The sequence below is a fragment of the Methylophaga thalassica genome, assembly GCF_030159795.1.
GTDB lineage: Bacteria > Pseudomonadota > Gammaproteobacteria > Nitrosococcales > Methylophagaceae > Methylophaga > Methylophaga thalassica.
The window spans coordinates 18,811-40,010 of sequence record NZ_BSND01000005.1; the positions used below are offsets into that span (position 1 = coordinate 18,811).

Here is a 21,200-nt window from a genome sequence, read left to right on the forward strand (position 1 = left end):
CTGATATTCTAGCATTTCTCAGCCATCTAATATCAATGTTGTGAAACAAATCACGTTAAATCTGTTTTTACTTTGGATTTTATGGCAAAAGCATTACTATCAGATGACTATTTAGTAACCATAGGAAGCCATTTTGACTACCCAATCTGCATTTAAGCGCATCGGACTTTTTATTCGTAAAGACGACCCTGTTATGGAAAATGCGGTTGAGCAGGTAAACGAATTTCTGGCAACACGGGATTTAACCGTGGTGTGTAATGAGCCACTGTCATTTTTACCGTCACTGGATGTTATTTCAATTAAAGAATTCAAAACCCATTGTGACCTGACAATTGCGATTGGTGGTGATGGTACCCTGCTTTCTGCATCACGGGCACTGGCTGGCACAAATATGCCAGTGGTAGGTATCAATGTGGGTAGACTCGGTTTTCTGGCTGATGTCACATTAACGAATTTAGCACACCAACTTGATGCTATTCTTTGTGGCCACTACCGTGATGATAGACGTTTTTTACTCAACGCAACCATAAAAAATTCGACAAAAACACCCAGCATTGCCATGAATGATGTCGTCATTCATTCTCATCAGAATTTACATATGATTGAGTTTGAAACTCATATCAACGGCCGTTTTCTGAATAGTCAGCGTGCCGATGGGATTGTTGTCTCTACCCCAACAGGCTCAACAGCCTACGCCATGTCAGCAGGTGGGCCTATTCTTGATGTTGATCTGGATGTTGTCGTTTTAGCTTCAGTCTGTCCCCACACATTAAGTAACCGTCCTTTAGTCATTTCTGCCAATAATGTGATTGAAATTACATTAAGTGAAAACAACATCACTACAGCCATGGTGACGTGTGACGGACGTCCTGGGCTGGTTTTACAACCAGGCCAGACTGTTCGCATAGAAAAACACGAAAGTCGAATCAGACTATTGCATCTTGAAGATCACGACCATTATTCTATTCTCCGCGCCAAACTGGAATGGGGAAGAAAGTTAACATGCTAATCAGTCTGACTGTTAGGAATTTAGCCGTTGTAGAAGATCTCGCTCTGACATTTGAACCTGGTATGACATCGCTAACCGGTGAGACTGGTGCGGGTAAATCAATGCTGGTTGATGCACTTAGTCTGGTACTTGGTGACCGCGCAGATTCAAACATGATTCGCCATGGTGCCGAACGTGCTGAAATTGAAGCTGATTTTAATTTAGACAACAACACGACCTTGGCTAAATGGTTACAAGAAAATGAGTTAGACGAAGATGAACAATGTCATTTACGCCGTACGATAAGCCGTGACGGCCGCTCTAAGGGGTATATTAACGGTCGTGCGGTCCCGCTAGCCTTGTTGAAAGAAGTCAGTGAACGCAGTATTGATATTCATGGTCAACATGCACATCAATCACTAATTCGGCCACAAACACAACGAGAAATTTTAGACATTGTCGCAGACAATAAAGCCTTACTGAATAACTTAAAAACAGCCTATCGCGACTGGTCAGCCTCTCAGCAAGAACTTGAGCTACTGCAAAGCCAGGCTGAAGAGCAGAAGGCAAAACAAGAATTACTGCAGTATCAGGTATCAGAGCTGGAAAGCTTTCAGTTAACAGAAACGCATATTCAAGACCTTCTTCAGCAACAGAGTCAACTTGCCAATGCCTCCCAGCTCATTAGTGTGGCCGAAGCCGGTTTACATCGCATTTTTGATGAAGAACAAGCAGCGGCCTACGATATTATCAATCACACATTAAGTGAGCTCGAGAAACTACAAGATCTTGAACCACGCTTTGCCAGCGCCGTTGAAACGCTTAACGCCGCCATTATTAACCTCGATGAAACAGCAAATGACTTGCGGCATTATCTGGATCATATCGATCTTGATCCGGCTCGTTTGAACGCGATCGAAGATGAATTGTCACAACTTCACGATATTGCGCGTAAGCATCATGTCGAGGTTGAACAACTCCCCGCACTATATGAAGAATTAAGTACAGAGCTGGAAAGGCTTTCGAATAGTGAAGTCCACCTTGCCGAACTGCAGAAAGCCTTATCAAACAAAGAGGCAAATTGCCTTGCATTAAGCCGTGAAATACACGAAAAAAGAGTCAAAACGGCCAAACCACTAGCTAAACAGATTTCAGCATCAATCAAACAGCTGGCCATTCCTTCAGGCGAAATAGACATCGAAGTCGTTGCTAATAGTGATGAAAAATTCTCAGAACATGGTATGGACAGCGTTCGTATCCTAGTTAGAACGAACCCAGGACAACCATCAGGTGAGCTAGCAAAAGTAGCTTCCGGTGGTGAGCTGGCACGGATTAGTCTGGCAATTCAAGTTGTCACAGCAGGAAAACGCACTGTTCCAACCTTAATTTTTGATGAAGTTGATGTAGGCATAGGTGGAAGCGTTGCGGAAGTCGTTGGGCAACACCTAAGAAAACTGGCAACTACGCAGCAAGTCATCTGTATTACTCATTTACCTCAAGTCGCTGCGCAAGCGCATCATCAGCTACAAGTGAACAAGAAACATTTAGATGACAGCACGCACATTGTTGTTGATAAGCTCGACAGACAACAACGAATTGAAGAAATTGCCAGAATGTTAGGTGGCGTGAACCTGACCCAAAAAACACGCTCTCACGCAGAAGAAATGTTGGATCAGGCTCAACAATAAAAATAACCCAAAGCTATTGTTCTTTTTGACACAGACGACAAATGCCATAGATATACAAGCTATGGTCAGTCATCTCAAACCCTTTTTCTTTAGCAATAGCACGTTGACGTTGCTCAATCACTTCATCAACAAATTCTTCAATGCGATTACAGCGAACGCATAAAAGATGGTCATGATGACTGCCATCTTGTAATTCAAATACAGCATGTCCGCCTTCAATGCTCAGTCTTGAAACTAAGCCTGCACCTTCAAATTGTGTCAGCACACGATAAACCGTTGCTAAACCAATTTCTTCTCCCATATCCAGTAATGCCTTATAGACATCTTCCGCACTCATGTGACGTAATTCAGAGGTTTCCAGAATCTCCAAAACTTTTAGTCTTGGCAGCGTCACTTTTAATCCAGCTTTTCGTAAATCTTGTCTTTCCATTATTATTGTTGCCTCGTAGAAATGCTGCGAATAGAGTATCATCGCAGATTGGTAATTAACTACAGAAATTAATACTAAATGAAAAGCTCCGTTGTTTACAGCCTTTCCTTGGCAGTTCTTTTATCGTTGTCAGCTTGTAGCACTGATAAAATCCCCGGTGTTTACCGCATCGACATTCAGCAAGGTAATGATGTTACTCAAGAAATGCTCAATCAACTTGAACCTGGTATGACCAAAAATCAAGTTGCTTATGTCATGGGAACACCACTACTAATTGACACTTTTCATCCTAATCGTTGGGACTACCTCTACAGCTACCAACCTGGCGGTGAAGATCGTGAGCAGCGCAGAATTACACTTCACTTTGATGAGGCAGATAAGCTGATACGTATTGATGGTGATACTCGGACTGTGGCGAAAGCCGATTTACCTCAAGTAGAACGTCAGGATAAAAATGTTATTGTTCCTCTCACTGAGAAAAAATCAGGACTTTTCTCTAAAATGAAAAGCTTGGTAGGTCTGGGCGACGATGATGAAGATGTAGAAGTTATCGAAGGTACAAATCCTGCGAAGCCAGAAATTGATCAACAACAGGTTCCCGATACAGATATTCAATAAAAAAAGGCGCCTTTGGCGCCTTTGTTTATACTGGTTTTTCAAACTCATCAGTCGTGGGGTTGTAGCACATTAGCTCACCTTTATCGAGATCGAAATACCACCCGTGTAATCTGAGCGTACCTGCTTCAACCCGTTCTTTGATGCACTCAAATGTCATCAGGTTTTGCAAAGAAACAAGTACAGCTCGCTGTTCACACAATTTTAGCTGAACACTCTCATGTTCTTGTTTATGATTCACTTTTACCCAATCTTTCGCATTTTGTGCAATCGATACCCAACGGTGAATAAATTTTGAATCTTCCACACCTTCACTTTGCCACAAAGCGCGGATCCCGCCACAATTCCCATGCCCCATCACCACAATGCTTTCGACTTTCAGCGCATTAACGGCAAACTCCAAAGCCGAACTGGTACCATGATGATTATTGTCTGTTTCACATGGTGGTACTAAGTTTGCAACGTTTCTCACTGTAAAAATATCGCCGGGATCACAGTCAGTCAAAATAGCCGGATCTACACGTGAATCACAACATGCAATCATAAGTATTTTAGTTGGCTGCCCTGTTTTCATGCTGTCATAGAGCGCTTTATCATCACCAAAATACGTTTTCTTGAATCGAGAAAAACCCTCTAATAATTTATACGTAGTAGGCATCTTATTTTTGTTATCTCAAAATTGTAAAAATGGGTTGTGGCGTTTTTCATCAGCTAAGGTGGTGGTTGGTCCGTGGCCTGAATGCACAACTAAGTCATCTGGTAAAGCAAGCAGTTTTCTCAAGCTCTGTTGCATCAATGCTGCATTGCCCATTGGTAGATCTGTTCTCCCAACACTCCCAGCAAACAAGGTATCACCCACAAAAATATCACTGCTCGTATAGTAACAACCTTGTCCTGGTGTATGCCCTGGAGTAGATATAAATCTTAACTGTGTTTCACCTAAGTTTATAACATCACCATCATCAACTAAATGGTCTATTCTACCGCATGGACGATTCATATGAGGGGCGCCAAACCAGTCACCTTGTTGCGGTAAGGTATCAAACAGGATTTTTTCTAGTCTGGGGAGATATGTTTCAGCATCAAAACGATTCTGAATTTGGACTAAAGAACCGGCGTGGTCGAGATGCCCATGAGTGAGTAAAATTTTTGTTAGCTTAAACTGCCCACGCTTTTCCTCAAGATACTCGGCAAGCTCATTTGTCTCACCGGTATCAATGATCGCAGCTTCATTTGTTGCTTCATCAATGATCAAATAGGTATTCACAAAAAAGGCGCCAACGGTGATACATTCGATTTTTAACATCTAAAATCCATCACCGTTGACGCCTTACGTTAGAGTTGTCTCTACGTATTATTTGTCCCACTTTTTGCTTGATTCACGAGCAGTAATCATATTCTGCTTGAACCAATCACTTTTCACTTTCTGAGTTCTCGCCAAGTCGAGGTTAGCCTCGTACCATTTTTTCTTAATATCCGCATGTGGATCCGGATACATATTCGCTTCATACCACTTGTTATGGCTGATCCGCGCTTTCTCCAGATTAGCCTCATACCATTTCTTGTGTGTTTCAGTCGTTAAGTCATCACTAATTTCATACCAATGTTTTTCAGTTGGTGTGTTATCAAGATTTGCTTCGTACCATTTGATACGTTTCTCGCGAGCTTGTTTTAGGTTTGCTTCACGGAATGCTAACTTCCACTCAGTATCGTTGGCTTCTTTAAAGTCATACCAATGAGCCTGTGTGGGTTGATTATCATTAGCTTCATACCATTTACTGCGCTCAGCACGGACAGCAGCCACTGCTGATTTCAGATTAGCTTCATACCATTTATTTTTAGTATGAATGTGGGCGGCGATATTCGCTTCATACCAGGGAGTATCAGTTACTTTTGCTGGTCGCTGATTTGCTTCATACCACTTCTGGTTTTCTCTTGCGATAGCTGCATTGTCTGCAAACCATTTTGATTTAATTTGACGAGTACGAATTAAACTCAGATTTGACTCATACCAGCGTTGTTTAATTTCAGCATGTGGATCAGGATGAATATTCGCCTCATACCACTTACTATGATTAACACGAGCTGTTTGTAGATTGGCTTCATACCATTTCTTTTTAGTGTCTGAATATTTTTCATCACTAAACTCATACCAATGTTTTTCAGTTGGTGTGTTATCGAGATTGGCTTCGTACCACTTGATACGTTTTTGACGAGCCTGATCCAAGTTTACGCGCATCCAAGCTTTTTTTACATCACTGTACATTTCTTCACTGAAATGTTGCCAACGTTTTTCAACCTCAGATTGGCTTTTGTTTGCTTCGTACCATTTACGTGTGGCACGTACAGATTGAACCGCCTGTTGGAGATTAGCGGCATACCATTTATTTTTTGTTTCAATATGCTCAACCAGATTCGCTTTATACCAAGGAATCTCAACATCCTTTGCTGGACGTTTATTGGCGTTATACCAAGGTTTTGCAATATTGATAGAAGGTTTCAGGTTAGCCTCATACCATTTGCTTCTGGACTCTCTCGCTGTCTTAAGATTAGCTTCGTACCACTTTGCTTTGATTTCAAACGTGCTAGTCATATTTCTTACCTCTGCTGGGCATTTAAGTAATTTGATAGTACATGACTTTTACTCAAGTTCACAACAAAATCAGTATGATATTTGATTAAGATCAGTTTTATTCATAACAATGTTTTTCAGCTTTTATGCGTTGCAAAGCTGAAATCTGTTGCTCTACTTGTAACTGTCGTCTATCTTCTTTCTCTTCTACAAGCGCAGAATACCCTAAATACCCCAATCCCAACCAGCCTTGTACAATCGGTATGGTATCAATCATAACCAAAGCGGTCGCCGCTTTATTGGCATCATCCTTATAAAAAGTCGGTTTGTACGTATATCGGTATGGATGCAACTGATTGATGGCTTTATCTACCTGATAACAACTCATGTCCTGCATTTTCTGATCAGCCGTCACAACTGGCGGCTTGAAATAAATCGGTTCTGAGGGTACAGGAGGTAGTGTCAAGGCATTAGTTTTCGATGAAAATATTAAGACAAGACATAAAAAAATACTCAACCTTTGCATGTACCTACTCCGTAAAAATCTAGTTCATGTTCGGGTTATCGTCATCGATGACAAAGTCTTCAATAACAATTTATTCTGCAGATGCGTCTTTTTCATTACGGTTATGATCCCCCCACTTCTGGATTTGAGCCATCACCTGAGCATTGAATGTTTTTTCAGGAAATCCAGATTCTTCATCATATTCCCCTGCGTCTATTCCCGATAATAAGGCTAATGCTTGATTGACATGGCTTATACCGTAAATATGAAACTTGCCATCCTCAACTGCTTGGATAACATCATCACGCAGCATTAAATGCTGCACATTTGTAGCCGGAATAATAACGCCCTGTTCTCCTGTTAATTCAGTCAGACGACAAATATCATAGAAACCTTCAATTTTTTCGTTCACACCACCAATGGCTTGCACTTGTCCCATTTGATTCATGGAGCCGGTGATAGCAATAGACTGCTTCATAGGAATATTGGCTATAGAGGATAACAAAGCACAGAGCTCTGCCACAGTAGCACTGTCACCATCTACTTCACCATAATTTTGTTCAAACACAATACTCGCTGACATGGACAATGGATTATCAGAAGCATAGGTCCGTCCGAGGTAACCACTAAGAATCAATACACCTTTAGAGTGAATATCTCCGCCTAAATCGACTTCTCGTTCAATATCAATGATATTGTCATCACCATAACGTGCTGAAACAGTCACTCGAGAAGGTTGGCCAAAGCTGAACCCACCGATCCCCAACACAGATAATGCGTTTATCTGCCCAATCACTGCTCCGGATGTTGAGATATCGATAATATTTCGTTCTATTTGCTGATAAATCTGGCTCCGTAAGCGATCCAGCCTTTGCTCTCTTAACTTGATGGCACTTTGGACATTATCTCTGCTAACGAGTTGGCTCTTTTCCTGCTTCGCCATAAATGAAGCTTCCCGTAATAAATCAGCCATACTCCCCATATGTAAAGATATTTTCTGGCTATCCTCAATAGTTCTGGCACTATGCTCTATCACCCTGGCAACAGCATGTTTATCAAAATCAATTAATTTGTACTTTTCAATTGTGCTTGCCATCATTTGGGCAAATAAGATGTCATTCTCAATACTTCGTGGCATTTCATCTTCAAAATCGGCCACGACTTTAAACAAACCAGCAAATTCCGGGTCCATATCGTATAAGAGGTAATACAGTTCTCTATCCCCCAGTAAAACGACTTTCAGTTCTAAAGGGATAGGCTCTGGATCCAATGACACTGTCGCCACAAGACTATAAATTTGCTCTAAGGCATCAAATCTGACCTCACGCGATTTTAATGCTCGTTTCAGCCCTTCCCAGCCATAAGGCTGCATAAGGAGTTGTTCTGCATCTATGATCAAAAAACCACCATTGGCTTTGTGAAGGGCGCCAGCCTTAATCAGAGTAAAGTCGGTTACCAGTGCTCCCATCATTGCCATGTTTTCAATACATCCAAGCAAACTTTGATGGTTAGGCAAATTTTCATAAACAATAGGGGCACCATGATTCTGGCTATTATCAACGACTAAGTTGATTTGGTAGCGTTTATGGATATTGATGTCTGTGGTGCCTTCTTCTGCTGATTGTTCATCTTTCAAAAACGCATCCAGATTACTGCAGATGTCTTTTAGCATGTCATCAAAATAATGCTGTAATTTGCTTGAATTGGGGTAAGCGTGCTTCAGTTTATTGACTTGCTTACTGATAACTTCAAGAGCGACCTCATCATTCAGCGCCTGAAGCTGTTTAGCATTGTTTCTTTCCCACTCTCTCAGCTCTAATAGAGTGTGTTGCAATTCTTCGTGCAAGTCTGCAATCGCATTCTCTGTCTCTTCCTGTTGAGCTGCAGGTAACTGCTCAAACTCTTCTGAGGTCATGGCCTCGCCATTATGTTGAGCGGCAAAGACATAATGACCATCTTGTAACCTCAGTAAAACAACACCTTTACGATCAGCCTCTTTTTGTAGCACACCAAACAATCTAACTCGGTGCTTTCGAGTTGCCTCATCAAGGCTTCTTAATCGCCCCCGGTAATATTCATCATCAAACGCTTGCGGCAGCTCATCTTTCAAATCATCAATCACATCTTCAATATCCTGACGTAATTGTTTGCCTTGTCCTGCTGGTAAACTCACTGCATAAGGTCTTTGTGAATCACTAAAATTATTAAGATAAGCCCAATCTTTCGCGGTTGGAAGATGTTCAACATGCTGTTCCAGATAGCGCCGAGTTAACGTATATTTCCCTACTCCTGCCGGACCCATAACAAACAAATTATAACCATCAGCATCAATGTGACTGCCAAACTCAATAGCGTTTAATGCGCGCTGCTGACCAATGACTTCATTTGTCGCCTTGAGGTCTGCAGTTGAAGAAAAAGTCCATTGCTCTGGCGTACAATGATGATATAAATCACTGACTTGTAATTTTGTGCTCTCAGGCATAGTTTTCTCAATTTGAATAAGTTACTTTAAGCTTAGGTCGACAGAATAATACAGACAATATAGGAAGGGAGAATCACATGTCACCAAATGATTATGATGAAAAACGTGCATATCATCGAATGAAAGTGGATACGCCAATTACATTTTCCCTTAATGGCCAAGCACAAGTAACACATCAAGCCATCAGTAAAAATCTTAGTGCGAGCGGTTTACTTATCCAGTCAGAGTTTGCACCTACTCAAAATGATAAAATAGAGGTTGTAATGGATACAGGTAATGACCGATTTTCACCATTCATTATTCAGGGGCGTGTGTTGAGAGTAGAAGCAGATATTGAGGCCGCAGAGCAATATTTGATATCAATTTCAATAGAACAGAGTCAGTAAACTCATATCCAATAGCTTGTTTTGGTCATCACTTTTGAGGTAATTGACATGAGAATTTTCACTGGAATCGGCAATTCGGCACCGCCGGCATCCAATGCCATGCTTCTGTGATGGCCTTCATCCTCTCGCATTTGTTCCAAAACAGCGCGACTTTTAATATCACTTGGGCTGAGTTGTTGTAGATGTTCATCAAGATGCTTAACCACTTGTTTTTCAGTTTCAGCAACAAAACCCAAGCTCCATTTATCGCCAATCTTTCCTGCAACAGCTCCAATAGCGAAAGAGCCTGCGTACCATATCGGGTTTAGAACACTACGATGTGAAGAAAGAGTGATTAAGCGTTGTTCACACCAAACCAGATGGTCATTCTCTTCTAATGCAGCCTGTTCCATTGCCTGACGTATTTCAGGTAATTTAGCTGTTAAAGCTTGGCCTTGATATAGAGCTTGTGCAGATACTTCACCAGAATGATTTACTCTCATCAATCCCGCTGAATGTTTTTTTTCTGAAGACCTCAGCGAGGTAGTTTCATTGAGATGGCTGCCGGGCACATCACGCTGAGTAGTCTCTGGTTGACCGAATACTGTTGTGATAGCTTTATCTACTTCGATAATGACACGGTCAACAATACTCAACTGTCTCAAATTCAACATAACTCTACCTGATATTAAAATAGCTCGATATCACCGTGCACGACTTGTGATACTGGTTTGACTTTACCTTCTCTCAGTAAGCGGCTGTAGCTGTGAACCTGGTTTCTGCCATTGCCTTTAGCATAGTAGAGAGCTTCATCAGCTTCACCAATGACGTCTGACGGTGAAGGTTGAGCAAAAACCTCAACAAAACCAATACTAATGGTCACTTGATTTATTTGAGGAAAGTCATGGGCTGCTACCATTTCCCTGATACGCTCAAATGTTCGCATAGCATCTTCTTCATCTGGCGCTTTTAGAACGACTACAAACTCTTCACCACCATAGCGATACACAAGGTCATCGTCTCTGATAACACCAGATTTCATCAACCGCGCTACCAGAATAATGACTTCATCACCATATAGATGACCGAAATTATCATTGATGGTTTTAAAATTATCGATATCAATAACACCCAGCCAATACTTCACAGAAAAAGTTCGACGACGTGAATCGTTTGGAGATGTCAGCTGCTCACTGAAGTGTGAGCCTTGTCGTACCAGTATTTTGGTAATTTCATTATCAAGAGTTTCACGGTTGAACAAACCAGTAAGTTTGTCTTTCTGTGTTTTTTCAATCAATGCTAGATAATTAGAATAGACTCTGAGTATTCCGTAAATTAATCTCTGATCACCATTTGAAGGAACGAGATCAGTTGAGATGAGTAGCACAGCGAAAATAACACCATTTGCATCGAAAGCAGGATAGACCACATTCCACTTACCATTTTCTGTGGAGGTCAGTTCCACATCCGCATTTTTGATGGCTTTGAAAATAGTCTCACTGAGGTCAGATTGCTCAGTCATTAATCTCGGGTTTTCATCGCTTGAAACAATAACACCATTCACACAGAAAGCTAACAAGCTTAACTCATGAGCACCACTGTTTTCTCTAACACGAAATAATCTCAGGTCCTGAGATGGGAAAAGTTCATTGAGCGTTTTTAGGAGGCTTTTTTCAAGTACATGCCGGTCATGATAGCTGGTAATTTCTGCAAGATTATCTATGATCCTTATACTGTTATGATTCATTGCCACATGCCTTGTATGCTCACAGATTAAGGTAACGTTGAGCACGCTCACTTAATGTCCAGTATGAAATATCCATACTCAATCGGACAAAATATACTTTTTCCGTATTTAAATCAATGCTTAGAGCTTGATTTTGGCGACTTGGGCCTTGGTTTATCTCTCTAGATACCTAAAGAGTGTATCCGCTAAGTCACGTGGCTGGAATTTCGAGACATAGTCATCAGCACCAGCACCAACCCCCATTGCTTTGTTTGCTTTTGCCGTCAGGGAAGAGTGCATTATTACAGGTAAATTTGACATTCTAGGGTCTGATTTTATTTTTTGTGTTAGCACATAACCATCCATTTCAGGCATTTCAACATCTGTCAGGACCATTTGGATTTCAGATGTAATATCCCGCCCTTCCTGTTCACATTGTGCAGCAATCTTATTCAGCATTTTCCATGCTTCAGCACCATTTACTGTACCAATATGTTCTACACCCATAACATCTAGAGTTTTAGTAATCTGCTTGCGTGCAATGTTTGAATCATCAGCAAAAAGCAATCGATAATGACCTTTTTTGTCGACTTGTCGAATACCATCAAACACCGTTTCGTCGTAGAAGTCACCGGCATCAGCCAGCACTTTTTCGACGTCCATAATCATGACCAGTCGCTTATCGTTCAATTCTGCAACAGCTGTGACTAAACCACCCATGCGTTGAGAAATAAGTTGTGGTGGTTCTTTAACTTGTTCCCAATTAAGGCGTTGAATCGTATCTACAGAGCTGACCAAGAATCCCTGAACATGCGTGTTATATTCAGTGATCATTAAAATTCGTGGCTTATCTTTAGATCTTAGTTTGCAAAACTTTTGCAGGTTGATGATAGGTACCATATCACCACGAAGACTGACAAAGCCCTCAACTCCATCGGGCATTTCCGGCGCTGTTGTTATCTCAGGAATATTCAATACTTCCCTGACTTTAAAAACATTGATTCCAAACAGTTCATTTCTTCCTGTTTCATCACTTGTACCTAAACTGAACAACAAAACCTCAAGGTGATTTGTACCAGCTAGTTTGGTGCGCTCGTCGATGGAGTCAATAAATGTGGCCATATGAATTCTCGCAAAACTTCAGATAAATTAACGTGAATATGTCTAAAAATAATAGCGGACATTAGCACGAAAGCTTGAGCAGAGTTAGCCACATTATCTGAAAATTTATCGGGTGTGCTAACAAGCAGCAATTAAATCATGAAGTTATGTTAGCTACCAGAGAAAAATTATTCATCTATCAAGAAGACGTTTTTGCTGGAAGCAATACACGGAGCTGCAGATATAGGATGCACGAACAGAATTGACTGGCAGTAAAATTAGATGATTGTTAGAGTAGGACACTAAAGTCGTTTAAAGATTGTTCAATAATGACTTTAGAAATAGAATACAATTGAAAATCGAGATATATACAGCAAAAGAATGCTGTCGGAATGGTGCCCAGGGGGAGACTCGAACTCCCACGTACATAAGTACACTAGCACCTGAAGCTAGCGCGTCTACCAATTCCGCCACCTGGGCAACAGACGCGCAAAGATACAGAGTGAAACAAAAACTGTCAATGACCAATAATAACGAAAACGATCCCTTTTTCGATAGAGAAGCCGAAAAATACGACAACCCCATCCCCAGTCGTGAATTTATCTTAGACATTCTCAAACAAAACAACACCCCATTATCGCGCAAAAACATCGCTAAACTGATTGATGTTAAAGGTGAAGATGCAAACGAAGCCCTGCGTCGTCGTCTGCGCGCAATGGAACGTGACGGCCAACTTCTTCGCAACAGAAAAGGCGCCTATGGCGTCGTGTCCAAGATGAACCTTATCAGTGGTCGCGTTATGGGCCATCCTGAAGGCTATGGCTTTCTTATTCCTGATGAAGGCGGCGATGACCTCTTCCTGACCGAACGTGAAATGCGAATGGTGCTTCATGGTGACCGAGCTTTGGCCCGTATCACCGGAACCGATAGAAAAGGCCGTAAAGAAGGCGCTATTGTTGAGGTAGTAAAACGCAGTAACGAGCGCATTGTCGGCCGCCTGGTGCAGGATGCCGGCATTTTTTATCTTATCCCCAATAATCGCAGAATCAGCCAAGACATTCTGATTCCACCCAGCGATTTAATGAATGCACAAGTCAATCAAATTGTTGAGGCTGAAATTACTGAACAGCCCAACAAGCACCGTTCTCCATTAGGAAAGATAGTTAATGTACTGGGTGACCATATGGCACCGGGCATGGAAATTGATATTGCCCTCCGTGCCTTTGAATTACCACATGAATGGTCACCTCAGGCTGAGGAACAAGCGGACAATCTAGGCGAAACAATTCCTGAAGCTGCCATCGATGGCAGACTTGACCTTCGTGATATGCCACTTGTCACTATTGATGGCGCGGATGCCAGAGATTTTGACGATGCTGTGTACGCTGAAAAACTCGAGTCAGGCAACTGGCGTTTATGGGTGGCTATCGCCGATGTCTCACATTACGTTCTGCCGAACAGCCCGCTGGATCAGGACGCACAGGAAAGAGGCACTTCCGTCTATTTCCCAAGTCAAGTTATCCCCATGCTGCCTGAAGCACTATCTAATGGTTTGTGCTCACTGAATCCAGAAGTCGATAGACTTTGTATGGTCTGTGAAATGGAAATTGATCAGGCAGGGAAAACTGTCTCTTACCATTTCCATGAAGCCGTGATGCACTCCAAAGCCCGGTTAACGTATGACAAAGTGGCGGCGATGCTGGTTGATAATGACACAGCATTACGCGAACAATACCAACATGTATTACCTGCCATCGAAACGATGTATGACTTATATAAAGTCATGCTAGAAGCCCGTCACGAACGTGGTGCTATTGACTTTGAGATGACAGAAACCCAATTCATTTTTGATGAAAACAGAAAGATCAAGTCAATAGAACCACGCGAGCGTAATGATGCTCACCGTCTTATTGAAGAGTTTATGATTGCAGCCAATGTCAGTGCGGCATTATTCCTGCTGGAAAGTAAACTGCCTGTTTTGTATCGCATTCACGAAACACCTTCAGAAGAAAAACTCTCTGGTCTGAGAGACTTTTTAGGTGAACTCGGTTTATTTTTAGGGGGTGGTGAAGAACCCGAACCGCGTCACTATGCCTCCTTATTAGCTACCGCGAGTAAACGCCCTGACGGTCACTTGTTACAGACCGTGATGCTGCGAAGCATGAAGCAAGCCGTTTATAGCCCGGATAATGTGGGACACTTTGGCTTAGCGCTTGAGGCTTACGCCCACTTCACTTCACCTATTCGTCGTTACCCTGATCTCTTAGTGCATCGGGCAATTCGCCACGTTCTCAGCCAGAGAAAAGATAAAAAATGGCGTTATTCCTATGAGGAAATGGCTCAACTCGGTGAACATTGCTCAATGACCAGTCGTCGTGCTGATGAAGCCACCAGAGATGTCAGTGACTGGCTTAAATGCGAATACATGCGTGATCGTGTTGGTGAAGTTCATGACGGCGTTATAAGTGGCGTCACCGGCTTTGGCTTATTTGTCGAGCTGAGTGATATTTATATAGAAGGTTTGGTCCATGTCACCTCGCTGAAAAATGATTATTACCAGTTTGACCCGACCGGTCACCGCCTTACCGGTGAGCGAACGCGCAAAGTGTATCGATTAGGAGATACATTAAAAGTTAAAGTGGTTCGCGTCGATCTTGATGAGAAAAAAATTGATTTGGAATTAGTTGAGACGAAATAATATAAATGGCTGTTATGAGAAACAATAACAGCCATTTGTTTCGATATCAGACGAGTAAGACATCGTGTTATTTTGCATCTAAACAGAGATTTTCCTTGACCAGAAAAATAATCACAGTAGAATTATCGTCTTTCTTGAGGTCGGCATCCTAAGTCATCCACACCTCAAACAAGAATAATGGTGAGTGTAGCTCAGTTGGTAGAGTCCCGGATTGTGATTCCGGTTGTCGTGGGTTCGAGCCCCATCACTCACCCCACCTTCCCCCCAAACTCCAAATAAATAGCCGATAAATAACGTAACGTTTATCTATGTCGCGCTTCTCACAGCATCCAACTTTTTATTAAAAAATTTTCATCATTTTGAAACAATGACTTGCATGAAAACTCAAAATTAATCTCGATTTTGGCTTGCAAGCTCGGAAATGCCTCCGTATAATGCGCTTTTTCATTGCCGGTGTAGCTCAGTTGGTAGAGCAGCTGATTTGTAATCAGCGGGTCGTAGGTTCAAGTCCTATCTCCGGCTCCAGAATAAAAAAAAGCCTCGCTATCTTAGCGAGGCTTTTTTTTGCCTAGAATAACTATAAAGCGCTCCCGTCGTATTTTAAGCCCCCCGATATCCCCCACTATTTTTCATATGGTGAACTCGATCTCAAAGTTTTTCTAAATTAACCATTTCAAGTACCGCTAAATAAATGTGTTATCTGGATGCAGCTAACTTAAATATTTATAAAAAACAGACTTGAATAGGTTCTTAATGTACAGCCTTGATAATTTCTTTGTTACATCAGCGCCACAGCAATCACTCATTGTTGGTTCATATGACTTATTTCTCGTCATACTTTCAATCATTTTGGCAACAACAGCGTCTTTCGTAGCCTTACATTTTGCTTCAATGACAAAAGTGATACAAAACAATCACCACCGTCATATTGCCATTATCGCTGGTGCCAGCATTTTCGCTGGGGGCGTCTGGAGTATGCACTTTGTTGGTATGTTAGCTTATGAGATGTCTGAACAAGCGACATACAATATTCCTCTGACACTTATCTCAATTCTACCAAGTTTGATTGCCTCATATATCACTCTGAGAATGCTAGTCAATCCTGCAATGACCTTGTGGCAACTGATTATCAGTAGTTTGTCAGTAGGTGCAGGTATCGGAATGATGCATTACGTCGGAATGGAAGCAATGGAAATGGATGCTGATCTACGTTATGTGCCAAGTTGGTTCTTTGCATCAATTATTGTTGCTGTTGTCTTAGCTTTTATCGCGCTATCTGCTCGTCATTATCTTACAAAATTTTGGAAACAGCACTCTGTTCATCTTATCAACATAATAAGTGCCCTGGTTATGGGCCTTGCCATTTCAGGAATGCACTACACAGGCATGGCAGCAGCACGATTTATTATGAGCGATGATACTCTGATGCCGCATCGTATCACCGAAGATCATGTTCAACTGTCTTATGTGATTACCTCTATCACATTATTGCTTATCGCTTTAGCAATCACTATTGCCTCTCAGCTCAGATACCGTCAGTTACTTACAGAAAAAACCATCAGTGAGCTACGCCTGAAAACAACACTTGAAACAGCAGTTGACGGCATCATCACTATAGATGAAAAAGGTACCATCCAAGACTTTAATCCTTCAGCGTCAGCTATCTTTGGCTGGAAAAATACAGAAATTATCGGCAGACCTTTCTTTGTTCTAGTACCTGATGATGCTAAACATGAATACCAGGAGTATTTATTCAATTTTCATAACACGGGGAAAACTCAACTTACTGGCCAAGCGAGAGAAGTCTTTGCTAGACATAAGGATGGTCATACATTTCCAATCCGACTAGGCGTTGGTCGTGTTGAAGTTAAAGATGTTGGCTCTATGTTTGTTGGTTTTGCTACCGATATCTCTCAACGATGGGAAATTGAAGAAAAGCTACGTAAGAGCGAAGAGCAATATAGCTCATTAATTAGAAATATTCCTGGCGCCAGTTTTCGTTGTTTGCTGGATGAACACTGGTCGGTCATTTTTGTCAGCGATGCCATTTTTGATATGACAGGCTGGGCTGCTGAAGACTTTTATAAGAAGCGAATTCATCTCTCAGAACTGATTCACCACGATGATGTGGATTTAACCAATGATGCTGTTCAATCAGCACTTGAAAGTAAAACCAGTTACTCAGTTGAGTTTCGCTGGAAACACAGAGATGGCCACTATATCTGGGTATTTGAAAAAGGCTCTATTATTTACGAGAACGACCAACCCGTTTGGATAGATGGGTTGATTCTGGATATTACACACCGCATAGAGATGGAAGACGATCTTCGTCAGGCGAAAGAGAGAGCTGAACTTTCAGCAGAGAGTAAAGCCAGATTCATGGCGAATATGAGTCATGAAATAAGAACACCGATGAATGCCATCATCGGTTTTTCAGATCTGCTTCTTGATGCCAAAGATATCAGTGGCAATAATAAAAAACATCTGCAAACCATTAGCCAATCAGCCCGATCATTGCTTCACCTGTTAAATGATATTCTCGACAGTGCCAAACTAGAAAAGAATAAACTCGAACTCGAAGAATCCACATTCGATTTAACCAGGCTGATTGATTCGGTCATTTCAACATTATGGCTTCAAGCAAAAAATAAGAACCTATACCTTAACTGCAGCATACCTGACGATATTCATACCACGTATTTGGGAGATGAAAACAGAATTAGGCAAGTGCTATACAACATTATCGGTAATGCCGTTAAGTTTACTGAAAATGGTGGTGTCACTGTCTCGGTATTCCCTATTGCTGAGTCCACTCTTCGTTTTACCGTTGAAGACACTGGTATTGGGATGGATGAAGCCATACTGAATACGATTTTCGAACCCTTCGCTCAGGCCGATGCTTCAATGAGCCGTCGCTTTGGTGGAACCGGACTCGGTACGACAATTTCCAAACAGTTAGTAGATTTAATGGGAGGAGAATTAAATGCCAGCAGCGAGGCGGGTATTGGTAGTACATTTTTCTTTGATCTACCGCTGCAAAAGACTGATGACATCATTGATACGACATTAGAGAATCAATCGCTCTCGATTCCACCCAAAACAGTCTTAATTGCTGATGATATCTCTCAAAATTTGACTTTACTATCACTTTTACTTGAGCGACAAAATCATACTGTTATTACTGCTGTAAATGGTGAAGATGCATTTCATCAATACATCACAAATAAACCTGACATTATTCTGATGGATTTACAAATGCCAGTGATGGATGGATTTACAGCTACCAGAAAAATTCGCGAATATGAGTCAGCTCAGCGACTTCAACCGATACCTGTAGTGGCTTTAACCGCAAGTGTATTATCTGAAGATCGTCTTCAAGCGGCTAATGCCGGCATGAATGGCTTTTCCCATAAACCTATTGATATTCAGCTGCTCACTGCTGAAATGGCACGAGTTCTCGGTATTGAGCCAGACTTCATCTCAATAGCTCCTGAAAAACATCATATCGATGAAAATAAGTTCACACAGATTAGTACTGATAAAGCATTAACCTTATGGGGCAGCTACTCTGTTTATTTAGCTGAATTAGCACGTTTTATAAAAGAATATAGCGATGTCAGCAAACAGTTAGCAGAGTTGAATGAAACATCGAATTACAGTGAACTGAAAAAGCTGGCACATAAGCTCAAAGGTGTGTCAGGAAACCTGGGCCTTATGAAAATCCATCAATCAACTTCTTTGATAGAAAATAAGTCAAATAATGAAAATAAAGTCGAAATAGCGGCGGAGATTGCTAAGCTCGACAAGGCGTTTTCCACGTTATCAAAAGAGGAAAAACGGATAAAAGCCTCACTGGCTGACTCAGACAGTGATACAACATTAACATCACCAGTCCTCCTTGGTCATGACAGTGTATTGGCTCTCGTCGACGAACTTATCGAGCTTAGCGAGCATGGAGAGCTTAACGAAGATAAAGTAGATGAGCTGGTAAATGGGGTTGAAGCCGACTTACATCGACTTGCTCTAGACATTAAAAAGTCTGTGCTCGACTTTGACTTTTTGGTCGCCCAAAAACACTTATCCGCTATCAAGCAACATATAACGAAGATGAACGCATGACTACCATAAAGAAATATCAGCCTCGAATTCTTATTGTCGATGATGAGCCAACGAACTTGAGAGTACTACGTCAGGTTCTGCAACACGACTATGCTCTATCGTTCGCCCGCTCAGGGAAAGATGCACTGGCATTGATTGCTAAGGAAATGCCAGATTTGATCTTGCTCGATATCATGATGCCAGAAATAACAGGCTTAGAAGTTTGCCAGCAATTAAAAGCTAGACCAGACACCTCACACATACCGATTATCTTTGTAACAGCTTTACAAGATCCGGACGATGAAGCGCGAGGCTTTGACATTGGTGCTGTAGATTACATCATCAAACCCATCGTGCCCTCCACGGTCTTAGCCAGAGTGAAAACACATATTTCTCTCGTCAAAGCAGATGAGCTTCGTGCCACCCATATCGATCTGATTGAACGTCTGGGTAGAGCTGCAGAATACAAAGATAACGAGACTGGCCTGCATGTTCAGCGAATGAGTCGCTATGCAAAAATTATTGCGCTGGGTTACGGGTTTGATGAAAGCACGGCAAACGAACTCATGATGGCTGCTCCCATGCATGACATTGGAAAAATTGGTATTGCTGACAAAATCTTATTAAAACCAGGTAAGTTAACGTCAGAAGAATTTTCAGAAATGAAAACACATACTTTAATCGGGGCCGAGATCTTAGCAAACTCAAAATCGCGATTGATTCAATTAGCTCATACTGTTGCCCTTACCCATCACGAGAAATGGGATGGTACGGGTTATCCAAATGGATTAAAAGGTGACGAAATTCCCCTCGCAGGTCGAATCGTTGCCATAGCAGATATTTTTGATGCTCTAACCAGCGCCAGACCATATAAGGAAGCCTGGCCAGTTGAGGAGGCCATAGAATTCATTAATGAACAGAGTGGCAAACACATTGATCCGGCTTTGCCCCCCATCTTAATTGAACACCTCCCTGAAATTCTGAGAGTGAAACTAGCATTTTCTGATAGTTAGGACATAGATTCATAGCTCATAAACTGATCTCTTCCAGCATTTTTAGCGGCATAGAGCATCAGGTCGGCATGTTTTAAAGCAGAATCGAAATTCGTGTGTGATAGCTCCTCAGATGAGACGGCACGAATACCCGCACTAGCCGAAACAGAAAGTGTCTCGTCACGTAACTCAATACGGATATGACGAATCGCGTCTAATAATGTTTTTGTGAACTTGGCAGCGTGCTCTGATTGGGCTCCTGACAAAATCATAAGAAATTCTTCACCGCCCCAGCGCACAAGAATATCCGAAGCACGAATACTTTCGGCCATGACTTCAGCAGTACGTCTTAAAACGATATCTCCGACGTGGTGACCATGTTGGTCATTAATCTTCTTGAAATAGTCTAAATCCAGCATGATGACGCTATAGGGAGTTCCCAAACGCTGCATCAAGGCGACTAAACGACGTGCCCCCTGCTCACCTTCCGCCCGATTTGTCAGCCCGGTCACCCCATCGAGTGAGGTTACATCATCTAGCGGAATATGCATTTCCATTGCTCCGCCATTATCCATTGGCATAGCCATCACTTTAAATTTCTGTGGTCCGCTGTTCGTTTGATGAATGTGTAAATGACTGATCGTTGTTTTCAGGGTCTGAGCATCAAGTTTTGGACAAGTTTCACCATTTTCATTGCAAGGACTGTCATAACCATGGCTCATTTTGTAGCAAGGCTGATCAATATGACTGTACTCATGAACAGCTTCTTGATTCGCACGCACCACCATGTAGTTAATATCAATAACGGTAACAGGGAAAGGTAAAACATCCAGCAGGGGCCACGCAGAATCAATTTGCTCCAGACTGAGTAAATCCGTTGGATTCTTTTCTTTTAACTGCGAGTTCAGTTCCATTTTTGTCTCAATCATGATTTAAAGTC

Annotated in this window: 17 protein-coding genes and 3 tRNA genes; 9 read left to right on the top strand and 11 right to left on the bottom strand. The window is 41.8% G+C overall.

From position 1 onward, the window contains the following. The first annotated feature begins 133 nt into the window (after positions 1-133). Positions 134-1,009, top strand: a complete 876-nt coding sequence (locus QQL60_RS07320; protein WP_007146272.1) for an NAD(+) kinase — start codon at positions 134-136, stop codon at positions 1,007-1,009. Beyond that, the gene (gene recN, locus QQL60_RS07325; protein WP_284722912.1) at positions 1,003-2,676 is read left to right on the top strand and encodes a DNA repair protein RecN; all 1,674 of its coding nucleotides are present in this window, start codon (positions 1,003-1,005) and stop codon (positions 2,674-2,676) included. Before QQL60_RS07320 ends, recN begins: the two co-directional genes overlap by 7 nt. A 13-nt stretch (positions 2,677-2,689) precedes the next feature. Here the strand turns inward: recN and fur are convergent, their stop codons facing one another. After that, the gene (gene fur / locus QQL60_RS07330; protein ID WP_007146274.1) at positions 2,690-3,106 is read right to left on the bottom strand and encodes a ferric iron uptake transcriptional regulator; all 417 of its coding nucleotides are present in this window, start codon (positions 3,104-3,106) and stop codon (positions 2,690-2,692) included. A gap of 78 nt (positions 3,107-3,184) precedes the next feature. Here fur and QQL60_RS07335 point away from each other — a divergent pair, with 78 nt between their 5' ends. Further along, positions 3,185-3,724, top strand: a complete 540-nt coding sequence (locus QQL60_RS07335) for an outer membrane protein assembly factor BamE (RefSeq protein ID WP_284450607.1) — start codon at positions 3,185-3,187, stop codon at positions 3,722-3,724. Positions 3,725-3,749: 25 nt separating this feature from the next. Here QQL60_RS07335 and QQL60_RS07340 read toward each other — a convergent pair whose 3' ends face one another. The 5 genes from QQL60_RS07340 to QQL60_RS07360 form a co-directional block, all read right to left on the bottom strand. Then, complete coding sequence (locus tag QQL60_RS07340) at positions 3,750-4,379, bottom strand: carbonic anhydrase (RefSeq protein WP_007146276.1); 630 nt, start codon at positions 4,377-4,379, stop codon at positions 3,750-3,752. A 15-nt stretch (positions 4,380-4,394) separates the two neighbouring features. Further along, positions 4,395-5,027, bottom strand: coding sequence for an MBL fold metallo-hydrolase (locus tag QQL60_RS07345; RefSeq protein WP_007146277.1), 633 nt, complete (start codon positions 5,025-5,027; stop codon positions 4,395-4,397). A gap of 48 nt (positions 5,028-5,075) precedes the next feature. Then, the gene (locus tag QQL60_RS07350; RefSeq protein WP_284722913.1) at positions 5,076-6,314 is read right to left on the bottom strand and encodes a hypothetical protein; all 1,239 of its coding nucleotides are present in this window, start codon (positions 6,312-6,314) and stop codon (positions 5,076-5,078) included. A 97-nt stretch (positions 6,315-6,411) separates the two neighbouring features. Next, entirely contained in the window at positions 6,412-6,819 is a 408-nt protein-coding gene (locus QQL60_RS07355) for a hypothetical protein (protein ID WP_284722914.1), read from the bottom strand. 70 nt (positions 6,820-6,889) lie between these two features. After that, entirely contained in the window at positions 6,890-9,280 is a 2,391-nt protein-coding gene (locus tag QQL60_RS07360) for a Lon protease family protein (RefSeq protein ID WP_284722915.1), read from the bottom strand. A 77-nt stretch (positions 9,281-9,357) separates the two neighbouring features. Between QQL60_RS07360 and QQL60_RS07365 the strand changes: the two genes are divergently transcribed. Further along, positions 9,358-9,666: a PilZ domain-containing protein gene (locus QQL60_RS07365; RefSeq protein ID WP_284722916.1), complete on the top strand. Its 309-nt coding sequence runs from the start codon at positions 9,358-9,360 to the stop codon at positions 9,664-9,666. A 2-nt stretch (positions 9,667-9,668) separates the two neighbouring features. On the opposite strand, the gene coq7 is transcribed toward QQL60_RS07365, so the two are convergent. The 4 genes from coq7 to QQL60_RS07385 form a co-directional block, all read right to left on the bottom strand. Next, positions 9,669-10,319 carry a 2-polyprenyl-3-methyl-6-methoxy-1,4-benzoquinone monooxygenase gene (gene coq7, locus QQL60_RS07370; protein WP_284722917.1) on the bottom strand — a complete coding sequence of 217 codons (651 nt, stop codon included), beginning with the start codon at positions 10,317-10,319 and terminating at the stop codon, positions 9,669-9,671. 14 nt (positions 10,320-10,333) lie between these two features. Then, positions 10,334-11,392 (bottom strand): GGDEF domain-containing protein, encoded by a 1,059-nt coding sequence (locus tag QQL60_RS07375; protein ID WP_273181119.1) that lies wholly within the window; start codon positions 11,390-11,392, stop codon positions 10,334-10,336. 153 nt (positions 11,393-11,545) lie between these two features. Then, positions 11,546-12,493, bottom strand: coding sequence for a chemotaxis protein (locus tag QQL60_RS07380; RefSeq protein WP_007146284.1), 948 nt, complete (start codon positions 12,491-12,493; stop codon positions 11,546-11,548). 372 nt (positions 12,494-12,865) lie between these two features. After that, positions 12,866-12,952: transfer RNA gene (locus QQL60_RS07385), tRNA-Leu, on the bottom strand. Between the two features lie 40 nt (positions 12,953-12,992). Here QQL60_RS07385 and rnr point away from each other — a divergent pair. From rnr to QQL60_RS07410, 5 genes are all read left to right on the top strand, one after another. Continuing rightward, complete coding sequence (rnr, locus tag QQL60_RS07390) at positions 12,993-15,170, top strand: ribonuclease R (RefSeq protein ID WP_284723320.1); 2,178 nt, start codon at positions 12,993-12,995, stop codon at positions 15,168-15,170. Positions 15,171-15,350: 180 nt separating this feature from the next. After that, positions 15,351-15,426: transfer RNA gene (locus QQL60_RS07395), tRNA-His, on the top strand. Positions 15,427-15,619: 193 nt separating this feature from the next. Then, a tRNA-Thr gene (locus QQL60_RS07400) sits at positions 15,620-15,695 on the top strand. 228 nt (positions 15,696-15,923) lie between these two features. Continuing rightward, positions 15,924-19,289 carry an MHYT domain-containing protein gene (locus QQL60_RS07405; protein ID WP_284722918.1) on the top strand — a complete coding sequence of 1,122 codons (3,366 nt, stop codon included), beginning with the start codon at positions 15,924-15,926 and terminating at the stop codon, positions 19,287-19,289. Next, positions 19,286-20,281, top strand: a complete 996-nt coding sequence (locus QQL60_RS07410) for a response regulator (protein ID WP_284722919.1) — start codon at positions 19,286-19,288, stop codon at positions 20,279-20,281. The genes QQL60_RS07405 and QQL60_RS07410 overlap by 4 nt, the downstream gene beginning before the upstream one ends. Here the strand turns inward: QQL60_RS07410 and QQL60_RS07415 are convergent. Continuing rightward, positions 20,278-21,189 (bottom strand): GGDEF domain-containing protein, encoded by a 912-nt coding sequence (locus tag QQL60_RS07415; protein WP_040576582.1) that lies wholly within the window; start codon positions 21,187-21,189, stop codon positions 20,278-20,280. The genes QQL60_RS07410 and QQL60_RS07415 overlap by 4 nt on opposite strands. Between the last annotated feature and the right edge of the window lie 11 nt (positions 21,190-21,200).

Bases quoted from the DNA above. Each gene is read 5' to 3' on its own strand.
- QQL60_RS07350 (WP_284722913.1), bottom strand. From the start codon at position 6,314: ATGACTAGCACGTTTGAAATCAAAGCAAAGTGGTACGAAGCTAATCTT.
- recN (WP_284722912.1), top strand. From the start codon at position 1,003: ATGCTAATCAGTCTGACTGTTAGGAATTTAGCCGTTGTAGAAGATCTC.
- QQL60_RS07375 (WP_273181119.1), bottom strand. From the start codon at position 11,392: ATGAATCATAACAGTATAAGGATCATAGATAATCTTGCAGAAATTACC.
- QQL60_RS07360 (WP_284722915.1), bottom strand. From the start codon at position 9,280: ATGCCTGAGAGCACAAAATTACAAGTCAGTGATTTATATCATCATTGT.
- QQL60_RS07335 (WP_284450607.1), top strand. From the start codon at position 3,185: ATGAAAAGCTCCGTTGTTTACAGCCTTTCCTTGGCAGTTCTTTTATCG.
- fur (WP_007146274.1), bottom strand. From the start codon at position 3,106: ATGGAAAGACAAGATTTACGAAAAGCTGGATTAAAAGTGACGCTGCCA.
- QQL60_RS07405 (WP_284722918.1), top strand. From the start codon at position 15,924: ATGTACAGCCTTGATAATTTCTTTGTTACATCAGCGCCACAGCAATCA.
- coq7 (WP_284722917.1), bottom strand. From the start codon at position 10,319: ATGTTGAATTTGAGACAGTTGAGTATTGTTGACCGTGTCATTATCGAA.
- rnr (WP_284723320.1), top strand. From the start codon at position 12,993: ATGACCAATAATAACGAAAACGATCCCTTTTTCGATAGAGAAGCCGAA.
- QQL60_RS07355 (WP_284722914.1), bottom strand. From the start codon at position 6,819: ATGCAAAGGTTGAGTATTTTTTTATGTCTTGTCTTAATATTTTCATCG.
- QQL60_RS07340 (WP_007146276.1), bottom strand. From the start codon at position 4,379: ATGCCTACTACGTATAAATTATTAGAGGGTTTTTCTCGATTCAAGAAA.
- QQL60_RS07365 (WP_284722916.1), top strand. From the start codon at position 9,358: ATGTCACCAAATGATTATGATGAAAAACGTGCATATCATCGAATGAAA.
- QQL60_RS07415 (WP_040576582.1), bottom strand. From the start codon at position 21,189: ATGATTGAGACAAAAATGGAACTGAACTCGCAGTTAAAAGAAAAGAAT.
- QQL60_RS07410 (WP_284722919.1), top strand. From the start codon at position 19,286: ATGACTACCATAAAGAAATATCAGCCTCGAATTCTTATTGTCGATGAT.
- QQL60_RS07345 (WP_007146277.1), bottom strand. From the start codon at position 5,027: ATGTTAAAAATCGAATGTATCACCGTTGGCGCCTTTTTTGTGAATACC.
- QQL60_RS07380 (WP_007146284.1), bottom strand. From the start codon at position 12,493: ATGGCCACATTTATTGACTCCATCGACGAGCGCACCAAACTAGCTGGT.